The organism is Neorhodopirellula pilleata, from assembly GCF_007859915.1.
In the GTDB taxonomy this organism is placed as follows: Bacteria; Planctomycetota; Planctomycetia; order Pirellulales; family Pirellulaceae; genus Rhodopirellula; species Rhodopirellula pilleata.
Window position 1 is genome coordinate 1 of the sequence record NZ_SJPM01000012.1, and the last position, 24,455, is coordinate 24,455.

Sequence of the window (24,455 nt, forward strand, 5' to 3'; positions counted from 1 at the left end):
GGCGGTTGCCATGAGAGAATTCCTCGATTGAAGGGCGGAAGCTGATTCCTTCAATGAGAGCACTGAGACTGCCCCAGGGATAGATTTTGGCTATCTTAGGTACATACCAGGCTGGAAGCCTATGCCAGTTATTTTCTAAGCGTTGAAAACGGTTATCGACGGCTGATCGTCGATGCAATTGTAGTCGATGATCCGCACCGAAACTCTTGGCGAGTTTCGCTAGTGGAAGTCTCAAGCGTGACAAGGCATTACCCTGACGGCGGACCGCTCGAAACGACCCGTCCGCCTTCGTCCGCCGCGCCCGGGCCGATATCGATGATCCAATCCGCAGCCGCGATGAGCATCGGATGGTGCTCGATCACAACCATCGAGTGACCGTCCGCTATTAACGCGTTGAAACATTCGATCAGGCGAACAATGTCGGCGAAGTGCAACCCCGTCGTCGGTTCGTCCATCAAGAACAACGTTCGTTTCCTCGTCGATCCCGCTAAGAACGCGGCGAGTTTCAAACGCTGCGCCTCGCCACTGGACAACGTCGTCGCCGGTTGTCCCAACATCACGTAGTCCAAGCCGACGTCGATCAATCGTTTCAAACGAGCCTGGGCTTTGGGCATCGTGCGAAAGAAGCCGTACGCTTCCTTGACGGTCATCTCGAGTACGTCGGCGATCGTGCGATCCCGATAACGGACCTGCAAGACCTCCTCGCGATATCGTCGCCCGCGACACTCGGGACAACGCATCGAAACGTCCGCGAGAAACTGCATGTCGACCGTTTGCACGCCCGCGCCTTCGCACGCCGCGCACTGGCCCGCCGCCGAATTGAAACTGAAATGCCCCGCCTTGAAATTTCGAATTCTGGCATCGACGGTCTCGGCGAAGGCTTTGCGAATTTCATCAAACGCCTTCGCGAACGTCACCGGGCAACTGCGTGGACTGCGGCTGATCGGCGATTGATCGACGAGCAAACAATCCTCGATCCGCTCGACGCCGTGAAGGCTTTTAAAGGGCAAGACATCCCCCAGGCTCGTCGGGGCCGGTTCACCGCGTCGTTCTGCCAATCGGGTCAACACGGCACCGAACAAAGTATCGTGAATCAGCGAACTCTTGCCGCTGCCACTGCGACCGGTCACGACGCATAAGGTTCCCAGTGGAAACGCGACATCGATGTCTTTCAGATTGTGCCCGCTCGCTCCCCCTAATTCCAACATCGCCGTCGGCGGCCGGACCGAGCGTTTGGCAACCACGTCAGTGATGCCCGCCGACAAAAACTCGCCGGTCAAGGAACCCTCCTCTTGGATCAACTCATCGGGGGTTCCCTGAAACGTGATCTCACCACCGCCGTGACCGGCATCGGGGCCGACCTCGATGACCTGATCGGCGGCGGCGATCAATTGGGCGTTGTGTTCGACGGCGACGACGGTGTTGCCACGGTCGCGAAGTTGCACAATCGTTTGAATCAAACGCCGGACGTCGTCTTGATGCAATCCCGCCGTCGGTTCGTCGAGCACGTACAGCATCCCGGTCAACGTACTACCGAGCGCCGACGTCAACGCGATCCGCTGGGTTTCGCCGCCCGAAAGGGTTCGCAAGGGACGATCGAGTTGCAAATACGCCAACCCCACTGAATGCAAATACCGCAATCGATCTCGGATTTGGCGTATCGGTTCCCGGGCGATCGATAATTGACGTTGTTGAGCCGAAGCGAGTAGCTCGTCGAGCGTCGAAGCGTTTGTGTATTCGGCCGGTGCGTCTCGTACCGTCGTGGCATCATCGTCTTGAAACGCCATCAACGTCTCCAAGAAACGATCGAGTTGATCGCATCGCATCGCGAGCACGTCGGCAATATTCTTTTCAGCAACCCGGTAAGCCAATGCTTCGGGTTTGAATCGTTTGCCGTGACATTCCGGACACGTCTTGTAAGTCCGGTAGCGAGCGGCAAACACACGCACGTGGAGCTTGTACTTCTTGCGATCCAACCAGGCAAAGAAGCCGTCGAGCCCGCCGAAGCGACGTTGGGGAACTCCACCGTGGATCTTTTTCAGAGCGGTCTTATTGAGTTTTGAGAACGGAATGTCAACGGGAATGTTGTAATCGTCCGCCAATGCCAACAACTCTTCGAGTTCATGTTGGTAAGACGGAGTGTTCCAAGGCGCGATCGCGCCTTCGCGGATCGTCTTGCTCGGGTCAGGAACGACGCGGCTCATGTCCGTTTGCAACACATCGCCGAAACCTTCGCAAGTCGAGCACGCCCCGAGGGGATGATTGAAATTAAATAGACGCGGGACCGGTTCTGGATAATCCAAGTCGCAGTGGTCACATCGGCGACGATCGCTCACCATTCGTTGCACCAGATCTCGGCCGTCGACCGGTACAACGGGTAAACCGTCGAAAGTTGAATTATTTTCAGTGTCGATCAGCACCATCGCTCGCCCGTTGCCTTCGGCCATTGCCGTTTCAAGAGACTCGGTCCAACGAGCCAGATCGGTATCACCGGACAAGCGGTCCACGACAACCCATGCGGACGCGCCGCGACTGCCGATACGTTTGGCCAGCGGTCGACGGTCTTCATCGGACAACCGAAAGGTCTCGCCCTTGAGGATCAAACGCAGATAGCCTTCCTGTTGCAGCCCCAACAGGATTTCATTGGCGGTCGTTCGATCAGGCAACCAAACTTCGAACGCGATGATTGCACGCTTGACTTGCGATTTTGAATCGGCGAGTTCCGCCGCGATGCTTTGCGGGCTGTCGATCTCAACCGGTCGGCCGCACAAATAACATGTCAGCGTCGATGCTTTGGCGAACAACAACCGCACATGTTCGGCGATCTCAGTCGCCGTCGCCACGGTGCTGCGATTGTTCTTGACCGCCGAGGCCCGCGTCACCGCGATCGCCGGTGGGATGCCCGCGATCGAATCGCAATCGGGCTTTTCAAGCCGGGCAAGGTACTGCCGCGTGTAAGCCGAAAAACTCTCGATGTAACAACGCTGGCCTTCGGCATAGAGCGTGTCCAACGCCAACGACGTCTTACCGCTGCCGGAGCGACCGCAAACGACCACCAATCGTCCCCGGGGAACGTCGACATCGACGTTCTTGAGATTGTTGACGCGGCACCCCCGCACCTCAATGGCCGCGATGGGATCGGAACCGGACGGCGCGGAATTCGTGGGGGAGGAATCCATCAAGGGAAGCATGGGGAGCGAATGGGCCGAAGGCGAGGGGGAGGCAGGCATCGTCGGCGATGCGGCCGAGCCTACTTCTATGTTTTGAATCATTCTGAACTACAATACGTCTCCCACCTACCCCTTCCCCGAGTGCACCATCACGATGAATCATCCTTCCCGCCCGCTGTTCGGCTTGCCCGTATTCTCTCGCAGCATTTGCTGGGCCCTGCCGTTGTCGATCGCGTTAATCAGTTGCCAAGGTTCGCTGGTTTCAGCCCAAGACGCAAAAAAAGCAGCCGAAACGGCCGCCGCAAAACCGCAAGCCGAAACGAAGCCCGAAGCCGAATCGAAGCCCGAAGCAGAGGTGAAGCAAGAAGCGAAACAAGAAACCAAGATAACAGAATCGGAGAAGCCGACGCCGGCGAAGCAAGAAAGCAAGACCAAACAGGGCGAAAAACCCGCTGAAAAACCAGCCTCAGACGCCGGAAACCCGTCCGCCGATCCGAAAAAAATGGAATCCGACGCAAAGGCGTCCGACGGCAAGGAAACCGACAAGCCCAAACCAGACGACAAGCCCAAACCAGACGACAAGCCCAAACCAGACGACAAACCCAAAACGGAGGACAAACCCGCGAAGGCGGAAAAGCCAGCCCCGCCCAGCGAAGCCCCCGAACTGCCAAGCGAAGCCCCCGAACTGGTAGCCCAGTGGGAATCCAAAGGCGTTTGGTTGTCCCCTCCGACCGATGGTCCGGCGGCGATTGATTTCGGATTGGTGGGCGAGTTTGTCGGTGAACTCAAAACTGACGCGAAAGACACAAAGCGTCTTGGTGTTCAAATCCGTGCTCTCGGCAACGGGCAATTCGAAGCCCGAGCTTATCACGGCGGATTGCCCGGCCAAGATGGCTTCAGCGAAGACGGCATGATGGTCTTAATCGGTCGACGTAGTGGCCAAACGTTAGTTCTCTCGGGTGGTCCCTGGGCGATGTTCGCAGGCGAGAAACAATGCAAGATCATCAACGCCGAAGGCGCCACGCTTGCGGAATTGCCCCGCGAGCAACGAATCAGCCCGACGCTCGGTGCGAAGGCACCCGAAGGAGCGATGGTGTTGTTTGACGGCACCGGAACGGACGCGTTTATCAATGGACAGATGACGCCGCATGGTTTGTTGCGTCAAGGTGCGGACATCAACTTCCTGCTCAGCGACTTCGACTTGCACCTGGAATTCAAAATCCCGCACATGCCCAAGTACCTCGACCAAGCTCGCGGGAATAGCGGTCTGTATCTTCAAAGCCGTTACGAGTGCCAAGTACTCGATTCGTTCGGAGCCGACCGAGTCTTCAACGGTTTGGGTTCGTTGTACCGCCACAAGGCCGCCGACGTGAACATGGCGCTGCCGCCCCTCGCGTGGCAAACTTATGACGTTCATTTCACCGCCGCACGTTATGGTGCCGACGGAAAAAAACTCCGTGACGCGCACGTGACAACGTGGGTCAACGGGGTCAAGGTTCAAGACAATCAACGTCTGCCCGGACCGACCGGACACGGCCAACCCGAATCGTTAACCTTGTTGCCGACCAAGTTCCAAGATCACAACGACCCGGTCCGCTTCCGAAACGTGTGGGTGATCGATCGCGGATTGACCGGCGGAATCGAGTTCCCCGTCAAAGCAAAGTAGACGCAAAAAGTAGGATTAAAAGTAGGCTGGGTGAAGGAGGCTCTGCGACGCACACCCGGCGGCGGCTTGGACAAATCTCGTTTGACCAAGCTCATGCCGGGTCTCCGCCGAAGCGGCTTCGACCCAGCCTACGTTAAGACCAGCCTACGTGGAGACGGTTTCGCTTACGCGGCCGACTCGCAAAGGACGCAGCCGCATTCTTCGCAGCTACAGTCTTCGCAAGTGACGTCGTCGCTCGAGCAGCACTCGCAGCCGACGTCACACTGTCCGCAAGCACATTCGCTTGCGGCAACAGCGGTCGTCAGCTTATCCGCACAGCAAGCGGTCTTCGCCGTGCAACAAGCGGGCTCGCTAGCCGCAACGCCGGCGCGACAGGTGTCGCAGGCATCGCATTCGCAGGTCTCGCAAGTGCACTCGGCATCGAGGCAACAACCACATCCTGCTTCGCATTGACCGCAGGGACAAACCGAAGCGGCGGCGGTATCGGGCGAGGCGTTTGCCGTCGAATTGCCGCGAGCGAGGAAAACAGCCAAAACGGCAACGATCGCGATCGAAGCCAAAGTCATCGTGGTACGTAACATCATTCTTTCCATTGGTTGGTAAATCTAAAAAACAAAACACTCGTCGGGGAAACGAGTGTCCGTTAATTCAACCAACGGCAAAGCAGCGCGCAGCGGTCGATCGCCGATAATGAAAACGGCTGATCGTCATACGCTAGAAGGAAAGATGGGGGGACCAGCGACGGAAGTTCGAAGTCCGCTTGACCCGTTAAGCCCACCGAGTCTTGTCCCAACTCTGGTGCTTCGTCGGGCAACACACGGGTGCCCACCCAGCGATCGAGATTCTGGTCTCGGACTTCACAGGGACATTCGTGTTTCACGCCATCGCAAGTGGAACACTCCACGTGCGCGAGAGAGCAACACGCCGGATCGGAAACGCTGGCCTGTGCATCGCTGTGCGTTGCTTGGCAACAGGGCGGCAGGTCGGAGGCGATCTGGGAAGCTGCCGAAGCGCGACAGCAACAAGTTCCCGCCCAAACCGGCCAGACGCAAATCGCCAAGCTGGCCAAAATCGCAGCCCCGAAGCGCGCCGGCCCCACGAGAGATCGGTGAAGACCTTTCATGGAGCGGCGGCGGAAGGTGGGTGACTTGGTCATGTTTGCATTCTACGCAGGAAACGTCCGACGGGTCGAGAGAAATTTGCCTTGTGGACCCGCCCTCGGCTTTCGTAGTGTGCTTTCGTGTGGCGAAATCTGAGATTTCGCCTCAATGGAAGTTTTGTGTTTTCCCAGTTATTTCCCGTCTCAAGTCGCCTTTTTGGCCGCTCCGACCTCCCCCGCCGATTCATCTCCCTCGAGCACGCGAAAAAAATGGATCGCTTTCTCGGGGCTTGCTGCTGCGCGTCGACGCACGAAGTTTGCCATTTTGTCCGCAACGATAAGAGACGTCCTTGTTGTGGTTTTGTTCATCGTTGGCGGGTCGATGACGCTGATCTGCGGGAACGCAATCAAGACGCAAGCGCAAGAACTCAATTCGCTCGATAAGACGGACGCGATGACTGTGCGTGGCACCACCGTGCATCGTTGGCAACATCCAAATGGCGGACAAGATTGTACGTTGGTGACCGGCGATTGTGCGTTGTCACATCAAGGCAAACGCTTTCTCGCGACCAGTGTTTTCATCGTCGTCGACGGGCATGGAAGTTCGCTCGACGTGCATCTATTGATGGACCAAGTCAGAGTCGGATCCGCTCAAAAGACTCGCGAGCCGATCGTAGCCCATTTAAAAATGTCCGAACCGCCAAGCATTGAAGCGGACAACTATCGCGGCCGGACCGACGTGCCCGATCGTTGGTGGTCGCTTTTGGACGTTGTTTCGGATGCCAATGATTCCTCGACGGAACAGACGGGCCGGCAAGCGGAATCGTCGAACATTCGAGCGGTGCAATATGTCGAGTCGCCGATGACCTTGCCGCCGGGAGGGATGGTGTTGGAATCGCCCGTCTTCGAAGAGCCGATCACCAGCTATTCACCCCAAGGGTCGCCACCAGCAACGTCATCGTCGCCAAACATCGCCCCTCCGCCAACGCCGTCGTCGTCTCTGTCCTCTCCTGTCCGACCACTCCCCGATCCGCCCATCATCACCGAAGATGGAGGCACGACCGGTGGCTGGCAATTCCTCGTCGGGGGCGGGTCGCGAAGTTTGGAACTGCTCTCACGAGGTCAGACTCAAATTTCTCAATTCGAAACGATCACGAACGTTGAAAAGAACGAGATGATCGTGGTCGGTCGTGGTGGGATCACGGTGTTGGTCCGCGACGTCAGCGTCTTGTCACCCGATGGCCAAACTATGGCGCTGGGAACGGTGTCGTTATCAGCCGACCGGATCGTCGCGTGGTTGCCGCCGCTGGGAAACGTTCTATCAGGAGCCACCGATTTGTCGGCCGCCGAAGGCGAGATGTATCTCGAAGGCGATATCGTGTTCCGTCAAGGCGATCGGATCATTTACGCCGAAGCGATGTACTACAACGCGACCCGCGAGGTGGGGATCGTGCTCGATGCCGAAGCGATCACGACCATCCCGACTTATCAAGGCACCGTTCGAGTCAAAGCCGAACAAATGCGTCAGGTCGCCCGCGGGCAATATCTGGCATCCAATGCCGCCGTGACGAGCAGCCGCATCGGCGTGCCTCGATATTGGCTGCAAAGCAATCAATTGCAACTGACCCAGCGACCGGTTGCGAAACAGGACCCGATCTCCGGTTTGGTCTATCAAGACACCGAGCCGTATGTCTCCAGCGGTGGCAACTTCGTTTACCTCGCGGGCGTTCCCGTTTTGTATTGGCCTCGGTTCACGACCCCACTACGAAAGCCGACGTTCTACCTGACCGGCGCGGATATCAAGAACGACGACATCTTTGGCACGCAGGTGCTCTTGGAATGGGACTTGTTTCAACTGCTCGGCTTGACCAATCCGCCCGCAGGCGTCGAATCCATTCTCTTAACGGACTACCTGAGTGAACGTGGTCCCGCCATCGGGACGCGGACGACGTACTCGTTGCCAAGCCTGTTCGGATACCCCGGACCGGTCAACGGAACTTACGATAGCTATTTGATCGACGACTCCGGCTTGGATGTCCTGGGGAATGGCCGTCGAGGACTCACGCCCGAGGAAGACATTCGCGGTCGCACGACGTTACGGCACCGGCACTATCTTCCCAACGATTGGGAGTTCATCGCCGAGATCGGCTATCTGAGTGATCGCAACTTCCTCGAGCAATTTTTCGAGGAGGAATGGGACCGCGACAAAGACCGCACGACCGGATTGCGATTGCGAAAGTACGCCGGTTCGCAACTTTACGATTTGAACCTGAACGTTCAAATCAACGATTTCTTTCAAGAGACCGAACGACTGCCGACGCTCGAGCACTACGCCCTCGGCGGCGCCCCGCTGGGCAACCTGTTCACTTGGTCGATGCACAACGAAGTCGGCTACCAACGACTCAATCCGGCTGACAAACCGATCGACCCGGTGATCGCTGCGACCACCGCTACGTTGCCCGGCGAGGTCCCTGCCGAAGGCATCGTGACTCGCACGCGCCAAGAAATCTCGATGCCGCTACAAACCGGTCCTGTGAAGGTCGTGCCGTTCGCGATCGGCGAGGCGGCACACTATGGCGAAGACATCAACGGCGACAGTCTCACACGATTGTGGGGCGGCGGCGGTGTTCGTGCCAACTTGCCGTTGTCGCGGATCGATCCGATGATCCAAAGCAGCCTGCTGAACATCCGCGGACTGGCGCACAAGATCGATCTATCGGCCGAGTATTTCTATGCCGACAGCGACACATCGTATGAGCAACTGCCGTACTACGATCCGCTCGACGACAACGCCCAAGAAGAATTCCGTCGATTCTTTATTTTCGACACCTTTGGTGGGAATCTGCCTGATCGATTTGACCCTCGCAGCTACGCGTACCGGCAAGGAATCCAGCGACTGGTGACTAGCCCGAGCGATACGATCGTCGACGACCTGCAACAGGTACGTTTGGGAATGAAGCATCGCTTCCAAACCAAACGAGGACTGCCTGGTTTGGAACGGATCGTGGATCTATTCCGTTTCGATCTAGAAACAATTCTGTTCCCCGAAGCCGATCGTGATAATTTCGCTGAAACCCTGGGCCCGACCGTCTTTGACGCTCAATACAACCTTGGCGATCGCGTGACGTTGCTCAGTGACGGCTACTTTGATTTCTTTGACGATGGATTACGGTCCATCAGCGCGGGACTGCGAACCAGTCGCCCCGGAGTCGGTGATTTGTACGTCGGTTTGCTGTCACTCGAAGGCCCCATCAGCAGTACGGTACTGCGAACGAGTGTGGACCATCGACTCAATGAGAAATGGATTATCTCGGCCGGGAATACCTATGACTTTGGTGAAGCCGGCAATGTCGGACAAACCTTCGGCTTGACTCGCATTGGCGAATCGTTCCTGGTGCAGATCGGTGCGCGCGTCGACGGTGGTCGCGACAACACCAGTTTCGGGTTCATGATCGAACCACGCTTCTTGCAATCAGGCCAACTCGGACGTTTGGGCGGTCAGTACATTCCACCGCCGGGACTCGAAGGGATCGAATGATGAGCACGCCGTCGAATCGCTCCCGATGGCACCAGAAGTTTCGCGTCGCTTTCACCGGGCTGGTGGAGGCGGTGCGGATGCACAACAGCTTTCATGTCCACGGCGTCATGGCGATCTTGGTTATCGCCGCCGCGATCACGTTGAACGTCCAACCTTGGCAGTGGTGCGTCTTAATCCTCTCGATCGGCGGCGTGTTGACGGCTGAACTGTTCAACACGGCAATCGAAGAACTCGTCCGAGTGTTGCACCCCGATGCGGACCCAAGAATCGGCCGCGTGCTCGACATCGCCGCCGCCGCAGTCTTAGTGGCATCGGTCACGGCCGCCATCGTGGGCTTGGTGATTGGTTACACGCTTTGCTAGTACGGAATCTTGTTCAGAAAAAACTGACCATGGTAACCCGAAGCGTGAGCGAGGGATTTGATTCCATCCCTCGCTCACGCTTCGGGTTACGATTGACGATTCCATCCCTCGCTCACGCTTCGGGTTACGATTGGCAAAACGTCTTGCGGCCAGAAGGAGTGCCAGGAACGCTGAAACACGCAGCCGTTACATGCTAATCCCATTACCCCTGTGCACCCCGTCTGGACGCAAGACCCAGAGAACCGACTTGGAAACCAGAGAACCGACTTGGAAACCAGAGAACCGATTTGAAAACTAGAGCGACGATCGATTAACCGAGAGTCAATCCACAAACCAAATTCATCAATCAGCCGATGGACGTTAGCCCCGGTTTTCAGATTTCGTCGACGCTATTCAGTCGCCTAACGAGCTCGTCGAACAGCAATTATAAGACCAGAACGAACTCGCAAAAAGCTGTCGTCAGATGTTCGCCTGGGCATAGTCTAGTCCCGTCGAGCGGCGTGAGAAGTATGCGTGAACCGAATTTCGAAGAATCACCCCACTCGCTGCATGACGGTATCCAGGGTCTTGCGAAGTGCCGCGCCGCTTTGACGCAAACCTTGGACTTCCTTCGGCCATAAATCAATCTCCATGGTCGCCTGCACGCCCGTGCGTCCGAGCACCGTCGGAACACTCAGGGCGACATCGCGAATTCCGTAGCAACCGTTTTGGATGCTGCTGACCGGTAAAACGGAATGGGTGTCCAAAATAATCGCATCAATGCAATCTCGGATCGCGACGCCGACGGCAAAACCGGCTCCGCCTTTTCGCTTGATCACTTCGGCACCGCTTCCGCGAGTCCGCGTGAACAAAGCCCCGGCCAAGTTCGGATTCCATCCAGGGTACTTGTCCAGCGGCAAGCCCGCGATCGTGGCACTGCTCCAAATCGGAACCATTGTTTCCCCGTGCTCGCCCAAGATCAACGCCTTCGTTTGCGTCGGCGGTGCCCCGAGCTCTTGTGCGATCAACGAACAAAATCGGATCGTGTCCAACTGCGTTCCCAACCCGATGACCTGCTGTTGGGGAAGTCCGAGCATGTCGGCGGCGACGTAGGTCAGGATGTCGACCGGGTTGCTGACGACCAACACGATCGCCGTCGGCTTGGGGCCGGCCGCTTTCACGTTGCGAAGGATCTCGACGAACAAGTCTGTGTTGCGATTGATCAGGTCGAGTCGTGATTCGTCCGGCTTGCGACGCAATCCCGCCGTGATGCAGATAATGTCCGATGTCGGAATGTGCTCGTAACCGCCACCGGCGAAAACCTGGTTGGCGATGCTGGGCGAACCATGCTGCAAATCAAGTGCATGTCCGACGGCGAGTTCTTCGTTGACGTCCAAGAGTGCGATCTCATTAGCCAGACCGCCGCACTGCAACGCGTAGGCGGCACACGAGCCGACCAAGCCGCCGCCGCCGATGATGGAAACTTTCATAGGGTATAGCCTTGAAGCGATTGGCTATTAGCGTTTGGCTAACAGCCGAAGGAAGATTGGTGGGTGAGTCATTCGTAATGCGGCAAAGCCGCATTCATACAAGCCCGACGCGCAAGTTTTGAAGTTGCGATTTTGCCTGTGGTATTGGCTTTTAGTAACCCGAAGCGTGAGCGAGGGATGAGTCAATATCAATTATCCCTCGCTTACGCAGCGGGTTACGAAAAAAGCGCAACTTCAAAACGCGCAAGCGAGGGGCCTATGTGTGTATCGGTAAATGGCACGAATCCACTCGCTCGCGCGTCGGGCTTGTAACAAGGGAGTCCAAAAGCCAATAGCCAATAGCCAAAAGCTAATAGCAAATTTCTTCTACTTGCCCATTTGCCGCAGGACTTCGTCGGTGATCGCTTTGACCAACGCGGCTTCATCGACACCTGCTAGTGCGTTCGGTTTGCCGTTGCTTGCGGCATCACCGGTCGACTTGATCGGTGGCGGCGCGGGGAACGCACGACGCTCGACTCCGGTATCCGCCCACGAATCGCGGAAGATATCGTTGGCGCAAATGTCGCAATCCTTGTAGTCTTCGGTGTTGCGTGGGTCTTTGTATCCCCACTTGTCCTTCAGATCCAAAAGCTCACGTGATTTTTGTTCGTCCAAGAACGACACGTTGCCGAGTTGTTTGGCCAACATCAGCATGCGGCAATACGAATCCAAGATCTCCGTCCACCAGTACGCTTGCTCGACGCTTTCGCCGTACGACACCGTGCCGTGGTTGGCCAGAATCATCACGTTGGTTTTATTGACGTAAGGAATGATCGTATCGGCGAACGCTTGGCCGCCGGGGGTCTCATACTTGGTGATCGGCACGTCGCCTAAGAACACTTCGACTTCAGGCAGAATGCACTGGGGGATCGGCTCCCGCGCGATCGCGAACGCGGTCGCGTGCGGCGGGTGACAGTGAACAACGCTGCGGATGTCTTCACGTTGCTTGTAGATTTCCAGGTGCAGCAACGCTTCGCTGGAGCGTTTCTTCCGCCCGGACAATTGCTTTCCGGTCATATCAACGAGCGAGATGTCATCAGGCTTTAAGAAACCTTTGCAATGCAGCGTCGGCGTGCACAGCACTTCGTTCTCGCTAACGCGAACGGTAATGTTCCCATCGTTGGCGGCGGCGAATTGCCGGTTGTAGATGCGACGCCCGATGTCGCACATGTCTTGTTTGATCTTGTGCAGGTTTTCCATGTTGAAACTCGTATTAAGGGGAGGTGTTGGTTTTTAGTAGCTCGACGCGTTACGGCTCGGAGATGGAATCGCAACCCGAAGCGTGAGCGAGGGATCAGCCAATATCAATTATCCCTCGCTTACGCAGCGGGTTACGAAGAAAGTGCAACTTCAAAACGCGCAAGCCAGGGATCATCGTGTCGTTGAAAATCAAAACTAATCAGGGTTGGTCATTTCGTAATAATCCAAAATGGCAACGATGGACGCATCGATCGGTTTAACGTCCGGTTTAAAGGGTGCTGCGGCTTCGGGACCCTCTGCCAAAGCAACCAGATCGCCCACGCTCGAACCGCACAAATCCCAAGCGACGATCAGATCACCGCCGGGTTGCAGGTTCTCGACGTCTCCGACCGACTCGATGATCTCGACGCAGCGAAGCCGCGAGGCGTGCAGGGTGGGATGCATTCGCGATAACGTCGCGTTGCCGATCACTCGGGCCATTTTCATCGTTGGCCTCCGGCGACCGTCACGGCGGGACGAGTTGAAATTGGTTGCTCGGATCGGCGAGCGATCTGCACGACGGCATTGACCATCGCGGTCAAGTTCAAGTGCTGCGAGTCGAGCACATAAACGGTCGGGCGAAGCTCAAGCTTGAATCGATCGACATCGTCCAAACGATTGATCAAGACCGCCGACGTGCTGGCGGCGATACTGCGATAAACGGCAACCGCCGGTCGGGCCGATGTCATCACCGTGACCCCGGCTTGATCGCACACACGGATCCCGCGGACGGCGACTTGTTTTTCAAACGCGGCGAATATGCCCGCGTCGATGGTCTCGTCGTTCATCAAGCGGACACGTCGATAGGGCGACCGACTTGGAGTATGGGAGGTTCGCCGAACAGCCGACCGTTCGGAATCGGGTCGATGAGTCGATGAATCGCCGCGCAACAAGGTGATGCCCCTGTGTCGGAGTTCGTCTCGGACTGACGGTGTCACCACAGTGGCTGCCGGAACCTGAATCTTCTCAACGCCCGCCGGAATGGCTTTGATGTCTTCGAGCGTGATCAGACGTTGATCCAATGAAAAATCGTTCGTTTTGGAAGGATTCGCTGCGTCGCCAACGATCGATTGCCCGGGCCCCTTTTGAAATTCATGCATCACCCGACGGACGATCGACTCGATGTCAATCTCCGATCGTTCGGCGGTGGGTTGCAAACTGGAATTCATGGGGGACAAAACGTGTGGTGAAATGATTAGTCGATGAGGCCGCACACACTCCAGCGTGCGGGGCAGTTGTCGACGCCGGTGATGTCGCGAACGGCGGTTCCGTCGCTGGTGATCATGACGAAATCACCGGAGCGACATCCCAGCGAGTCCAAAACGAGTAAAGGCGGTCCATCGGTGGCGTTGTCCACACCGACCGGTTGAACGATCACCAATCGGCGACCGATCAAAGAGTCGTGTTTCGTGGTCGCCCGAGCGTGACCGATGACTTTCGCCGTTTGCATCAGACGACTCGCAGTTCGTCGATCATGCTGCATCGACGTTCACGTGTGAACGTGTTCGGGTTGGTGACGCCTTCGCCGGTCGGGCCGGCGATCGAGAACGACAGATATCCCTCGCCGCCGAGTCCCAAACTCGCCATCGATGGGCCGTTCTTGATGAATAGCGTCGTGTCGAGTTCGCGGCCCATCTTGGTCATGTTGGAAACGTTGCGGGAGTGAATGATCGCGGTGTGCCGGAACCCGTGTTCGTAATGCTTGGCCATGGCGATCGCGTGATCGACGTTGCGAGCCCGAACGAAGGGTACGAACGGCATCATCTGCTCGACGGTCACGAACGGGTGATGCTCGTCGGTTTCACCGAAGACCAACTCACATCCTTCAGGAGCGTGAGCCCCGGCGGCGCGGGCCAGCACGGCGGCGTCTTGGCCGATGAACTCCTTGGCGGCGGCATCGTGTTGATCGTCACCGACCTTGACGATGGCTTGGGAAGTCAATTTGGCGATTTGAGTCGCGTCGAGTTGCAAGGCTCCGGCGCGACGCATCGCGGCCATCATTTCGTCGAACACCGAATCGACGACGAACACTTCCTTCTCGGCGATGCACAACAGGTTGTTGTCGTAGGCAGCCCCCTGAATGATGCACTTAGCGGCGTTATCCAAATCAGCCGTTTCGTCGATCACGACGGGCGGATTGCCCGGGCCGGCGACAATCGCTCGCTTACCACTGCGAAGAGCCGCGCGACCGACGGCGGGACCACCGGTGACGCAAATCAACGCCACATCGCGGTGCGTGAACAGCGCGTCGGCCGACTCAAGCGTCGGTTCGGCGATCACGCAAATCAAATTGTCGATCCCGACTTCGGCGGCAATCGCTTCGTTGAATCGACGGACGCCTTCGGCGGCGACCTTCTTGCCCGACGGGTGCGGGTTGACGACGATCGAGTTACCGCCGGCGATCATGCTGACCGCGTTGCCGGTGATCGTCGGCAGGCTGTGGGTCACCGGGGTGATCGCCGCGATGACGCCGAACGGGGCACGTTCGATGAGCGCGATTCCATGATCGCCGCTGAAGGCTTTCGTTTCGAGCATCTCGACACCGGGCGACAACATGCCGAGCGTTCGCAGCTTTTCAATTTTATGTTCGGGACGTCCCACGCCGGTCTCTCGCATCTCCATCAATCCGAGCTCTTCGCATTGATCGATGCTGATGCGACGGATGATGTCGATCACTTGCTTACGTTCTTCCATGCTTCGTCGGCGCAGTTCTTCGTGAGCATGTTTGGCGGCCGCGACGGCTTCGTTGACGTCGGTGAAGACTCCGTTGCGTCCGGCACCGGGGGCCACGTGTTTGGCTAACGGCGTCTTGCCGGCCATCGGCAATGGACCGACCTCGGACAACACCTGAGCGACCACGTTGCGGATAAGGGATTCGTCAAATTGCATCTTGGAAACTCGATCAAAGATAAGCGGGGATTTTTGCGGCGATGTATTTAAAGACGGGGGTTAGTCTTCGTTGCGGTCATAGACCGCTTTTTTCTCAACATGAACACTGTCCACGATGCCGGTGATCACCGCATCGATGGGCAACGTTTTGGTTTCCGGTGTCAGCCGAGCGGAGCTTCCTTGGCAGACCAACACCAGATCACCCTCGCCCGCACCGAGCGTGTCGACGGTGATGAAAGTTCGCCCCGTCGTGACCAAACGGTCGCGAGCGTCCGTGTCGAGCCGATAGGGCTCCACGATCAACAACTTATGACCGGTCATTGTCGGCACCTTCTGAGTGCTAACAACCGATCCGGTGACACGGGCTAGGAACATGGTGGAAGTTAAGAGTTAAGAGTTAAGAGTTAAGAGTAGGCTGGGTCGAAGCCGCTTCGGCGAAGACCCGGCATTTCAAAAGCTAATAGCCAAAAGCTAATCGCTATCTAGCTAAGCACGCCAAGCGTGCGTTTGGCGACGATCCATTCTTCGTTGGTCGGTATGACCCAAATTTGCGTTCGGCTGTTTTCGGTTTGCAGGTAGCCTTCGCCCTTGTTTGCGTTCTCCGGAGGAAGACTTCCGCGATGGTTCGAATTGCGTTGTTCGTCGAGTTCAATGCCTAGCGAACCGAGGTTCTTACACACCGCCGATCGAACGACGTCGGAGTTTTCGCCGATGCCGCCGGTAAAGACGATCGCATCGACACCACCCATCGCGACGATCATACCGCCCATGTGACGGCGAATTTCTTCGACGTACACGTCCAGGGCGAGTTGCGATTTGGCATCTCCCGACGCGGCCGCCGATTCGATATCACGTAAGTCTCCACTCTTTTCACTGATGCCTTTGAGTCCGCCTTGGCTCGCCAACTCGCCGAGCAATTCGTCGAGCGACTTGCCGCTGCGTTGCATCAACAACGGTAAGGCAAACGGATCGAAATCGCCGACCCGGTTGTTTTGCGGTAATCCGGTTTGCGGCGTCATGCCCATCGTCGTCATCACGCTGTGACCGTTTTGAATCGCGGTCAACGAACTGCTGCCGCCCAAATGACACGAGATGATTCGTGCATCGGTTCGGCCGAGCAATTCGGCGGCGCGTTCGGCGATGTAGCGGTGGCTCGATCCGTGAAAGCCCCATTTTTGAACTTGGTAGTTTTCACGCCATCCCGGCGGGGTCGCGTAAGCGCGACGTGCCTCAGGAATCGTATCGTGAAATTCCGTTTCAAAAGCGGCGACCAACGGCAGGTTCGGGAAACGTTCTCGCAACAACGTCATCGCGGCGATGTAGGGAGGATTGTGCGCGGGCGCGGCCGCGTTCATTTCCGCCATCGCTTCGAGGACTTCATCATCGACTAAAAACGTCCCACTCTTTCGTCCCCCGTGCACGGCTTTGAAACCGATCGCGGAAACCTCGGCGGCATCCTTCAAGCACCCGTGTTCAGGATCGGTCAATTGATCCAAACACGCTTGCACGGCGACACCATGATCGGGAACGGGCATCTCCGAGACGTGGTGGTAGTCACCGATCGTGACTTCGCAACGACTCGTAGAGGCGTCGCCGATACGTTCGACCGCACCCCGTGCGAGCACGCGGTCATCGGGCCGAACGTCGGCGGTTAAATCACCGCTGACGTCGAGCAACTTGTATTTGAAACTGGTCGAACCCAGATTCGCAACGAGGATGAGCATAAGGATCTTCCGTGAGTGAGGAGTGAATTCGTGGGGGCGTTTTCGTGCTTAGCTGAAGTAAGCGCCCATCAAACCTTCGGCCGGGCGAGGGATGATGTGGCTGCTGACGAGTTCGCCCGAAGCGGCTGCGGCGGCGGCACCGGCTTCGACGGCGGCGCGGACGCTGCCGACGTCACCGCTGACGACGGTCGTGACGAGTCCGCCACCGAGGTCGACGCGTTTGACGATTTGGACGTTGGCCGCCTTGGCCATCGCGTCGGTGGCTTCGACGAGGGGCAACAGTCCCTTGGTTTCAATCAATCCGATTGCATCATTCATTGGTTTTGCTTTCTAAACAGGTAGTTTTGGGAGGACGGGGTGAGCCAACCGGGCTAAACGGAATGGGTTGGCGGGACTATTTCTTGGGAGCCGCCGATGGGAACTTCAAGACCTTTTCCAAGTCGCCGTGCGGGCGAGGAATGACTTGAACACTAACGACTTCGCCGATCCGGCCCGCCGCAGCGGCTCCGGCGTCGGTGGCCGCTTTGACGGCGGCGACATCGCCGGTAACGAAGACGGCCGCGAGACCCGCGCCGACCTTGTCCCAACCAAGGAATTGAACATTGGCGGCCTTCATCATCGCGTCGGACGCTTCGACCATGGCGACAAAGCCTTTGGTCTCGATCATGCCGAGCGCTTCACTAATTTTTGCCATCGAACTGGATGCCTTTCTTAAACGGAACGAACTGGAAGCCGGCTCTCACCGGCGAAGTGGAAACAGGGGAAAATCGAATCAATGTCCGCACGCACAGGCGCCCGGCATCTTTTGCAAGATCACTTCCGAAGCCGCGTCCAAATGGCACGCGTTGCCTTCGTCGGTATCAATGTGAACTTCAAGCTTGGCGGCCTTGTCGGCGCGGACAAGAACGTCGTCGAACGTGACCGAACAATCATGACTTTTGATGACCAATTGCATCATGTCGCCGTTGGCGACGCCGTAATAAGCCGCGTCATGGTCGTTCATGTGAACGTGCCGGGCGGCCCGAATGACGCCTTGGTCGAGCTGCACGCTGCCGGCGGGCCCGACGAGCACGCAGCCGGGCGTGCCGTCGATCTTGCCGCTATGACGAACCGGAGCGTCAATGCCCAACGAGATCGAATCGGTGAAGGCCAACTCGAGCTGACTGAACGGCCGCGTCGGACCGAGCACTCGAACGTTGGGCAACATGCGGCGCCGCGGACCGACCACCATCACGGTTTGCTTGGCCGCGTAAAAGCCGTCTTGATACAAATCCTTGTCCGGTTCGAGCACGCTGCCTGGGCCAAAGAGAATTTCCACGTGCTCGTCGGTCAGGTGACAATGCCGGGCCGAAATGCTCACTCGCAAATTCGGCTTGCCGTCGACCCAACCGAGCGGGGCGACCGCTGGTTTACCAGGCTGTGCGCCGGAGGACGATGCCAAGCCACCGGCTTCGGCAATCGCCTTGCGGACCAGAGCTTCGATGTGGGAACGGTCGATCGTCGTGCTCATATTCATGGGGCCGAATCGGCCTGACTGGAGGGGATGGAGGATGAGTTTGTTGTGGTGGATGAAGGATGCGTCGCGATAGCCAACGATAATTCGACCCCCGAAGATTCCAGCCATGGTTTCCACTGGGAATCCAGGCCGTCGTCGGTCACCACCCGGTCCACGTCCTGCAATCGGCATATTTGGGACAAACTAACTTTTCCGAACTTGGTGTGATCGGCCAACACGATCGTTTGGTCGGCAGCCGCGATCATCGCCTTTTCGCTTTCGACCAACATCATGTCGCTGTTGAAAAAGCCTCGTTCGGTCACGCCGGCGACCGACAAGAACGTTTTGGAAACGTTGATATCGGCGAGCATCGCGTCGGCCATCGGTCCGATCGTCACCGACGTGCGACCGCGAACACAACCGCCGATCATGATCAGATCGATCGAATCGCTGGTGGAAAGCAAGTGCGCGACCGGCAACGAATTGGTCACCACCTGCAGCGGCCGGTGGATGATCCGCCGGGCGAGTTCGTAAACCGTGCTGCCGCCATCAAGCAGGATCGTGTCGCCGTCGTCGATGAAGGTCTCCGCCAACGTCCCGATCGCTTGTTTGCGAGGCCAACCGTCGTCGTGACGCGATTGAAAAACGCCGATCGTGTCGGATTGCCCCGTCCAATAAACCCCGCCGTGGGTCCGACGGGCTTGGCCGGCTTCTTCGAGCGTCTCGAGGTCCCGGCGGATCGTCGATTCACTGACCCCGAGCATCGACGCGAGTTCGCCGAGCGCCGCAAACCCGGAGGCTTGGACGTGCTCGCGAAGTTTCTCGCGTCGCAAATCGGTGGACAAAATGCTACTTCTCGCCAGGAGGAGGATTTCTTTCAATGGCTGCAAGTATTCTTGCATTCATCGAAAAATCAAGTAGCGATTTGGCGTTTTAGGTAAATTAAGCGGAATCCCATGCGATCTTAACGCCAGGAAGTGAGAGATATCTAGCGTGTCACGACCCGTTGACTTAATCGTAACCTGACGCGTCAGCGAGGGATTGAGCGCCAGCAAACCCTAGTGCTTTGTCCAACTTTAATTTTAGGATTAGCCGTTTTGGCGCTAGCGGCGTGTTGATTTAATCGTAACCCGAAGCGTGAGCGAGGGATTCATCGCCATTAAGTCCTTTGTATGTATCCCTCGCTCACGCTTCGGGTTTTGATGAGGACTAAATCAACAGACCGCTAGCCACGGTTCCGTCGCGAAAACCGGGGCTAGCGCCCAAACGGCTAATGTTACCAACCCGAAAGTTGAATCTAGACAAAGCACTAGCTAGCGATTTTTTGAAGTTGCGCAATGCAAATCAAGGGTCCGGGAACTCGCATTAAACCCAGTACTCGTACTCAGCCCTCGGCGGTACTCGTACTCGTACTCGATAGTGTGTTTCGAGTACGAGTACCATTTCATTGAGTACCAGTACGCTTGACCTGGAATTTGCTCAACTTCAAAACGAACGCTTCGGCTTGCCATGCAGACCAAAGCATAAGCCCGCCAGTTTCGCTACTTTCAAATTCACTGCGAGCAATGCCTCATGCCGATCGGCAGTCTCTACCGCTGCGTGGTGGAGGTTTCTGCGGCGACGCGGGGCATTTCTTTGCTTGCTGCAAAGAAATTGTCGATCTCCGCGCTTTGCTTGAGTTGATCAAACTTCACGCTCATCGCCAGGTTCGTTTTCTTCTCGATGAGGTCGCGTTCGAGTTCCGAACGAACCGCTTCGAAGTCGCTGACGATTGGTTCGGTGAAGCCTTGGCATCGCAGCATGATGTACTTATCACCCGTGGCGATGATGCCGCTGAGTTCCCCCGGCTTCATCGCAAAGGCTTCCTTTTCGATCGCCGGCTGGCCGCCGTATTGCCGAATCGGTGGGACCTTGCCGAAGTTGCTCGATGACGTCGGTTCGATACTGTACTGTTCGGCGAGCTGTCCGAAGAACGCGTCGGTCGGATTGTCGCGAGCCATCTCCCATACTTTCTGTGCGGTCCGTTGGTCCGACAACACGATCGCGAGGACTTCGGCTCGAGGGCCGAACGCGGACGCGAAACCCTGCTGCAGATCTTCCTGGGTGAGCTGGACGCTGTCTTCGACCAGTTTCTTCAACGCCACACTGGGCCAGACGGCGTCTTGGACGTAGACGTCTTGGGTGGCTTTGCCTTGTGCCAGGATGCTTTCCATCCACGCTTGCGTGTCGGGGCTTCCGTCGCTGCGGACGTAGCCGTAGCTGATCGCGGCCCGAGTGATCTCGTTTTCGATGTCGGTCGGTTCGACGGTTTTACCGGCGGTCTTGAGTGCTTGGTTGAGCAACTTGCGATTGATCTCACCTTCGAGGACACCTTCGCCGTGTCGTTTGACGCATTCGGCGGCGACCGAGGCGAGCGAAATTTGTTGCCCGTTGATGATCGCGGCAACTCCGGGGTACTGATTGGTGAGTGCCTCGTCGCCGAGGACTTTGACGACCTGGGCTTGGGTTTGCAGTTGGTCGAACAGTTCGGCCGCCGCCGTTTTCATTTTCTCGTCGCGAATGCGGTCACTGATTTGTTCCTTGATCGCCGGCAGTGCTTGCGGGCTGGGGTGGCTGGCTGGAAGGCGTCGCACCGCTTGCAAGAACATCCACTGGTCGCCGATTTGCAGTACCGGAGAAACCTCGCCGTCGCTGAGTGCGAAGACGGCCTCTTCGATTCGTGAGTCGCCCATGTACCGGCGGATCGGCGGGATCAGTCCGCCGACGCTCGCACTGGTTTCGTCTTCGCTGAACTCTTTGGCCAGGCGGGCGAAGCTATCCGGATCGGCCTGGGCTTGAGCTTGCAGTCGACTCGCGTTGGCTTGGTCACCAAGCATGATCATGCGGCACTTGACCGCTTCGCCGAACTGCGACAGGAAAGCTCGATTGAATTCGTCTTGGCTGACTTCGACACGATCGGATACGAGCGCCCTCAAGGCGAGCATCGGCCAGATGATCTCGCGGCTGTATTGGTCGGGAGTGATGTCGCGTTCTTCGCGGAGCAGTTGCAGATAACTATCAAGGGACAGGCCAAACTTCTTTGCCACGCGGAGCACTTCGGCTCGCACCTCTTCGGCTGTGACGTTGATCCCGCGACGTTTGCATTCCTGCATGATCAAGTGCCGGTTGACCATGTTGTCGAGGACGTCAACGCCGTAGCGTTGCAGCGCCGCATCGGCGAGGGCGTCACGGCTGATCGGATCAGCGTTCACGACGGCCACGACAGACGATTCGGCCGCTTGGACGTTCATCGTCATCCACCCAGCCCCGATGGCGATGACGGCGGCAAGCAGAGCGAGCAATTTTGATTTGGTATTCGACATGAGCGGACACTCCTTTATCCGAGCGGTTCGACGACGCGGCGACTCCGTGATCCATCACGATGCGTCACTCGGAACGAACCTTAGAAAAATTTCCATTTTGTCTCAAGTCGAATCCTAAAAGTGAAAAATCACATGCGGCGATGACCGACGTAGGCTGGGTCGAAGCCGCTTCGGCGTAGACCCGGCATGACCCACCAACGACCAATCATCCCGAAAAAGCGAACCAACCACCCGAAAATCGATCCGTTTGAACAAGTCTCTTTTCTGAGCAAGCCGCTATGCCGCCTGATCGCACGGTTGCCGGTTTGCGGAACGCGGATCAAACTGGTCACTTCCTCGACTTGCCTTTTTTCACTCCATCGCACGCATGCACCATCCTTTGCCTGACGAGTTTGCCGATTTGGCACGTCGTTTTGATTTCGTCCCCGTTTTTCGGCGGTTTCTCTCCGATGCACTGACGCCGGTGACGGCATTCATGCAGGTCGATGACGGAAAGTCGGCATTCTTGATCGAGAGCGTGATCGGCGGCGAGAAGGTCGGCCGGTACAGCTTTTTGGGGTCGCATCCGTTGGCGCGGTTCTCGGCCAAAGGAAAAACGGTCGTGCGGACCGATTTATTGAGTGGCGAAACGGCCGAAATGCAGTGCGACGACCCACTCGACGAGTTTCGCAAAAACTTCCGCGATCGCACCGCGACGCTCGATTCACTGCCGCCTTTCATCGGCGGGGCGATCGGGTACGCCGGTTACGACACCGTACGCTATGTCGAGGACCTCCCCGACACGACCGAAGACGATCGCAATCTGCCCGATTTGGACTTCGCGTTCTATCACACGCTGTGCGTGTTTGATCATGTCGACAAAACGATTACGGTCGTTTCGCTAGCCGATTGCCGTGATATCGACTCGACCGGCGGGGACGTGGACCGGGCCTACCAAATCGCCAGCGACGAAGTCGACCGCACGATCGCCAGACTCAGCGAACCGTTCTCGCACTCGGTCGAAGAAATCCTCGAAGCCGACCAGCGTCAACCGCTCACGGTCGAGTCCAACTTCACACGCGAATCGTTTTGTGACGCGGTCCGCAAATGCGTCGAATACATCCGGGCCGGTGACATCTTTCAAGTCGTTCCGAGCCAAAGGTTGACCGTTCACAGTGACGTCGATCCGTTCGCGGTGTACCGTTCATTGCGGGTGGTCAATCCTTCGCCGTTTATGTTCTTTGTCCGCAGCCCTGATTGCGTGTTGGTCGGGTGTAGCCCCGAGATCATGTGCCGCGTGAAAGATCGCGTCGTGACGGTCCGTCCACTCGCGGGGACTCGCAAGCGGGGTGAAAACGAAGCAGCCGATCGTGCGTTGGAAAGGGATCTCCTGTCCGATCCGAAAGAGCGAGCCGAACACGTGATGTTGGTCGATTTGGGGCGCAACGACGTCGGCAGGGTCGCCGAGTTTGGTTCGATCGAACTGCCCGAGGTGATGGTGATCGAACGATACAGCCACGTGATGCACATCAGCAGCGAAGTCCGCGGCCGTTTGCGAGAGGGTCTCGACGCGTTCGACGCGCTCAAAGCTTGCTTGCCCGCCGGCACCGTTTCGGGAGCACCGAAGGTGCGGGCGATGGAAGTCATCGACGAGATCGAACCGCACCGTCGTGGCCCCTACGGCGGCGCGGTCGGGTACATCGACTATCGCGGCAACATGGATACTTGTTTGGCTTTGCGGACGATCGTTTTCCAAGACAACACCTACCACGTCCAAGCCGGGTGCGGCGTCGTCGCCGACAGCGACCCGGACATGGAGTATGAGGAAACGCTCAACAAGGCCCGGGCGTTGATCGCGGCGATCGAGTGGACGATTGCGAGAGTTAAGAGTTAAGAGTGGGGGTGAATGGTGAGTTTAGTGCGGGGGCATCGAGACTTGATTGTGTATCAGAAGTCTTTTACTGCGGGAAAACGGATATTCGAGCTTTCCAAGAGTTTTCCGCGTGAGGAAATGTATTCATTGACGGATCAGGTTCGACGATCATCGCGGAGCGTGAGTGCGAATATCGCCGAAGCTTGGAGGAAACGCCGTTACGAAAAATCTTTCTGCAATGCTTTGAGCACGTCCGAAGGCGAGGCTGCCGAAACGCAAGTGTGGATCGACTACGCAGCGGCACACGGGTACCTCGATAACGAAACCGCCGATGCCGCGACCGACTATTACGAACAGATCATTTGCATGCTCGTTGCCATGCAATCGCAATCGAACCAATGGTGCCAGTTCAGCGAAAAAGCACAAGCAAAACATTCAACAAAATTGAAAGAAACCGAAGTTGCCTATCACTTCGCAAACGAACCCATCCACATCGATCAAGAAGCACTCCTCAACCCGCCACCGAACGTTTAGCTCTCCACTCTCCACTC

General features: G+C 57.2%; 20 protein-coding genes. 5 read left to right on the plus strand and 15 right to left on the minus strand.

Annotated elements, in window-relative coordinates; translation table 11 throughout:
• Nucleotides 1-248: 248 nt before the first annotated feature.
• Entirely contained in the window at nt 249-3,179 is a 2,931-nt protein-coding gene (gene uvrA / locus Pla100_RS22470; RefSeq protein WP_146580411.1) for an excinuclease ABC subunit UvrA, read from the minus strand.
• 145 nt (nt 3,180-3,324) lie between these two features.
• On the opposite strand from uvrA, the gene Pla100_RS22475 reads away from it, so the two are divergent.
• Nucleotides 3,325-4,836 (plus strand): 3-keto-disaccharide hydrolase, encoded by a 1,512-nt coding sequence (locus Pla100_RS22475; protein WP_197168158.1) that lies wholly within the window; start codon nt 3,325-3,327, stop codon nt 4,834-4,836.
• A 164-nt stretch (nt 4,837-5,000) separates the two neighbouring features.
• On the opposite strand, the gene Pla100_RS22480 is transcribed toward Pla100_RS22475, so the two are convergent.
• Nucleotides 5,001-5,420 carry a hypothetical protein gene (locus tag Pla100_RS22480; RefSeq protein ID WP_146580413.1) on the minus strand — a complete coding sequence of 140 codons (420 nt, stop codon included), beginning with the start codon at nt 5,418-5,420 and terminating at the stop codon, nt 5,001-5,003.
• Between the two features lie 897 nt (nt 5,421-6,317).
• Here Pla100_RS22480 and Pla100_RS22485 point away from each other — a divergent pair.
• Nucleotides 6,318-9,473, plus strand: a complete 3,156-nt coding sequence (locus Pla100_RS22485) for an LPS-assembly protein LptD (protein ID WP_146580415.1) — start codon at nt 6,318-6,320, stop codon at nt 9,471-9,473.
• Nucleotides 9,470-9,835, plus strand: coding sequence for a diacylglycerol kinase (locus Pla100_RS22490; RefSeq protein ID WP_231603383.1), 366 nt, complete (start codon nt 9,470-9,472; stop codon nt 9,833-9,835). Before Pla100_RS22485 ends, Pla100_RS22490 begins: the two co-directional genes overlap by 4 nt.
• Before the next feature lie 533 nt (nt 9,836-10,368).
• Here Pla100_RS22490 and Pla100_RS22495 read toward each other — a convergent pair.
• From Pla100_RS22495 to Pla100_RS22555, 13 genes are all read right to left on the minus strand, one after another.
• Nucleotides 10,369-11,304 carry a lactate/malate dehydrogenase family protein gene (locus Pla100_RS22495; protein ID WP_146580416.1) on the minus strand — a complete coding sequence of 312 codons (936 nt, stop codon included), beginning with the start codon at nt 11,302-11,304 and terminating at the stop codon, nt 10,369-10,371.
• Nucleotides 11,305-11,670: 366 nt separating this feature from the next.
• Nucleotides 11,671-12,543 carry a class II aldolase/adducin family protein gene (locus tag Pla100_RS22500; protein WP_146580419.1) on the minus strand — a complete coding sequence of 291 codons (873 nt, stop codon included), beginning with the start codon at nt 12,541-12,543 and terminating at the stop codon, nt 11,671-11,673.
• 195 nt (nt 12,544-12,738) lie between these two features.
• The gene (locus tag Pla100_RS22505; protein ID WP_146580421.1) at nt 12,739-13,029 is read right to left on the minus strand and encodes a EutN/CcmL family microcompartment protein; all 291 of its coding nucleotides are present in this window, start codon (nt 13,027-13,029) and stop codon (nt 12,739-12,741) included.
• Nucleotides 13,026-13,751: a hypothetical protein gene (locus Pla100_RS22510; RefSeq protein WP_146580423.1), complete on the minus strand. Its 726-nt coding sequence runs from the start codon at nt 13,749-13,751 to the stop codon at nt 13,026-13,028. The genes Pla100_RS22505 and Pla100_RS22510 overlap by 4 nt, the downstream gene beginning before the upstream one ends.
• Nucleotides 13,752-13,777: 26 nt before the next feature.
• Entirely contained in the window at nt 13,778-14,032 is a 255-nt protein-coding gene (locus tag Pla100_RS22515; RefSeq protein WP_146580425.1) for a EutN/CcmL family microcompartment protein, read from the minus strand.
• Nucleotides 14,032-15,471, minus strand: coding sequence for an aldehyde dehydrogenase family protein (locus Pla100_RS22520; protein WP_146580427.1), 1,440 nt, complete (start codon nt 15,469-15,471; stop codon nt 14,032-14,034). Before Pla100_RS22520 ends, Pla100_RS22515 begins: the two co-directional genes overlap by 1 nt.
• Nucleotides 15,472-15,531: 60 nt before the next feature.
• A complete protein-coding gene (locus Pla100_RS22525; protein ID WP_146580429.1) occupies nt 15,532-15,846 on the minus strand; it encodes a EutN/CcmL family microcompartment protein in 315 nt (104 codons plus the stop codon).
• A gap of 107 nt (nt 15,847-15,953) precedes the next feature.
• Nucleotides 15,954-17,195: an acetate/propionate family kinase gene (locus Pla100_RS22530; RefSeq protein WP_146580431.1), complete on the minus strand. Its 1,242-nt coding sequence runs from the start codon at nt 17,193-17,195 to the stop codon at nt 15,954-15,956.
• Between the two features lie 48 nt (nt 17,196-17,243).
• Nucleotides 17,244-17,513, minus strand: coding sequence for a BMC domain-containing protein (locus Pla100_RS22535; protein ID WP_146580433.1), 270 nt, complete (start codon nt 17,511-17,513; stop codon nt 17,244-17,246).
• 76 nt (nt 17,514-17,589) lie between these two features.
• Entirely contained in the window at nt 17,590-17,889 is a 300-nt protein-coding gene (locus Pla100_RS22540) for a BMC domain-containing protein (RefSeq protein WP_146580435.1), read from the minus strand.
• A 78-nt stretch (nt 17,890-17,967) separates the two neighbouring features.
• Complete coding sequence (gene pduL / locus Pla100_RS22545; RefSeq protein WP_146580673.1) at nt 17,968-18,705, minus strand: phosphate propanoyltransferase; 738 nt, start codon at nt 18,703-18,705, stop codon at nt 17,968-17,970.
• A gap of 2 nt (nt 18,706-18,707) precedes the next feature.
• On the minus strand, nt 18,708-19,535 hold the full coding sequence (locus Pla100_RS22550) for a DeoR/GlpR family DNA-binding transcription regulator (protein WP_146580674.1): 828 nt from the start codon (nt 19,533-19,535) through the stop codon (nt 18,708-18,710).
• Between the two features lie 744 nt (nt 19,536-20,279).
• Nucleotides 20,280-22,052 carry a peptidylprolyl isomerase gene (locus tag Pla100_RS22555; RefSeq protein ID WP_146580437.1) on the minus strand — a complete coding sequence of 591 codons (1,773 nt, stop codon included), beginning with the start codon at nt 22,050-22,052 and terminating at the stop codon, nt 20,280-20,282.
• Nucleotides 22,053-22,419: 367 nt separating this feature from the next.
• Here Pla100_RS22555 and trpE point away from each other — a divergent pair, with 367 nt between their 5' ends.
• Entirely contained in the window at nt 22,420-23,925 is a 1,506-nt protein-coding gene (gene trpE / locus Pla100_RS22560) for an anthranilate synthase component I (protein ID WP_146580439.1), read from the plus strand.
• A 12-nt stretch (nt 23,926-23,937) separates the two neighbouring features.
• Complete coding sequence (locus Pla100_RS22565) at nt 23,938-24,438, plus strand: four helix bundle protein (RefSeq protein WP_146580441.1); 501 nt, start codon at nt 23,938-23,940, stop codon at nt 24,436-24,438.
• Nucleotides 24,439-24,455 lie beyond the last annotated feature (17 nt).

Bases quoted from the DNA above. Each gene is read 5' to 3' on its own strand.
- Pla100_RS22485 (WP_146580415.1), top strand. From the start codon at position 6,318: ATGACGCTGATCTGCGGGAACGCAATCAAGACGCAAGCGCAAGAACTC.
- uvrA (WP_146580411.1), bottom strand. From the start codon at position 3,179: ATGGATTCCTCCCCCACGAATTCCGCGCCGTCCGGTTCCGATCCCATC.
- Pla100_RS22555 (WP_146580437.1), bottom strand. From the start codon at position 22,052: ATGTCGAATACCAAATCAAAATTGCTCGCTCTGCTTGCCGCCGTCATC.
- Pla100_RS22475 (WP_197168158.1), top strand. From the start codon at position 3,325: ATGAATCATCCTTCCCGCCCGCTGTTCGGCTTGCCCGTATTCTCTCGC.
- Pla100_RS22480 (WP_146580413.1), bottom strand. From the start codon at position 5,420: ATGATGTTACGTACCACGATGACTTTGGCTTCGATCGCGATCGTTGCC.
- Pla100_RS22525 (WP_146580429.1), bottom strand. From the start codon at position 15,846: ATGTTCCTAGCCCGTGTCACCGGATCGGTTGTTAGCACTCAGAAGGTG.
- Pla100_RS22515 (WP_146580425.1), bottom strand. From the start codon at position 14,032: ATGCAAACGGCGAAAGTCATCGGTCACGCTCGGGCGACCACGAAACAC.
- pduL (WP_146580673.1), bottom strand. From the start codon at position 18,705: ATGAGCACGACGATCGACCGTTCCCACATCGAAGCTCTGGTCCGCAAG.
- Pla100_RS22520 (WP_146580427.1), bottom strand. From the start codon at position 15,471: ATGCAATTTGACGAATCCCTTATCCGCAACGTGGTCGCTCAGGTGTTG.
- Pla100_RS22495 (WP_146580416.1), bottom strand. From the start codon at position 11,304: ATGAAAGTTTCCATCATCGGCGGCGGCGGCTTGGTCGGCTCGTGTGCC.
- Pla100_RS22530 (WP_146580431.1), bottom strand. From the start codon at position 17,195: ATGCTCATCCTCGTTGCGAATCTGGGTTCGACCAGTTTCAAATACAAG.
- Pla100_RS22510 (WP_146580423.1), bottom strand. From the start codon at position 13,751: ATGAATTCCAGTTTGCAACCCACCGCCGAACGATCGGAGATTGACATC.
- Pla100_RS22535 (WP_146580433.1), bottom strand. From the start codon at position 17,513: ATGAATGATGCAATCGGATTGATTGAAACCAAGGGACTGTTGCCCCTC.
- Pla100_RS22505 (WP_146580421.1), bottom strand. From the start codon at position 13,029: ATGAAAATGGCCCGAGTGATCGGCAACGCGACGTTATCGCGAATGCAT.
- trpE (WP_146580439.1), top strand. From the start codon at position 22,420: ATGCACCATCCTTTGCCTGACGAGTTTGCCGATTTGGCACGTCGTTTT.
- Pla100_RS22540 (WP_146580435.1), bottom strand. From the start codon at position 17,889: ATGGCAAAAATTAGTGAAGCGCTCGGCATGATCGAGACCAAAGGCTTT.
- Pla100_RS22500 (WP_146580419.1), bottom strand. From the start codon at position 12,543: ATGGAAAACCTGCACAAGATCAAACAAGACATGTGCGACATCGGGCGT.
- Pla100_RS22565 (WP_146580441.1), top strand. From the start codon at position 23,938: ATGGTGAGTTTAGTGCGGGGGCATCGAGACTTGATTGTGTATCAGAAG.
- Pla100_RS22490 (WP_231603383.1), top strand. From the start codon at position 9,470: ATGATGAGCACGCCGTCGAATCGCTCCCGATGGCACCAGAAGTTTCGC.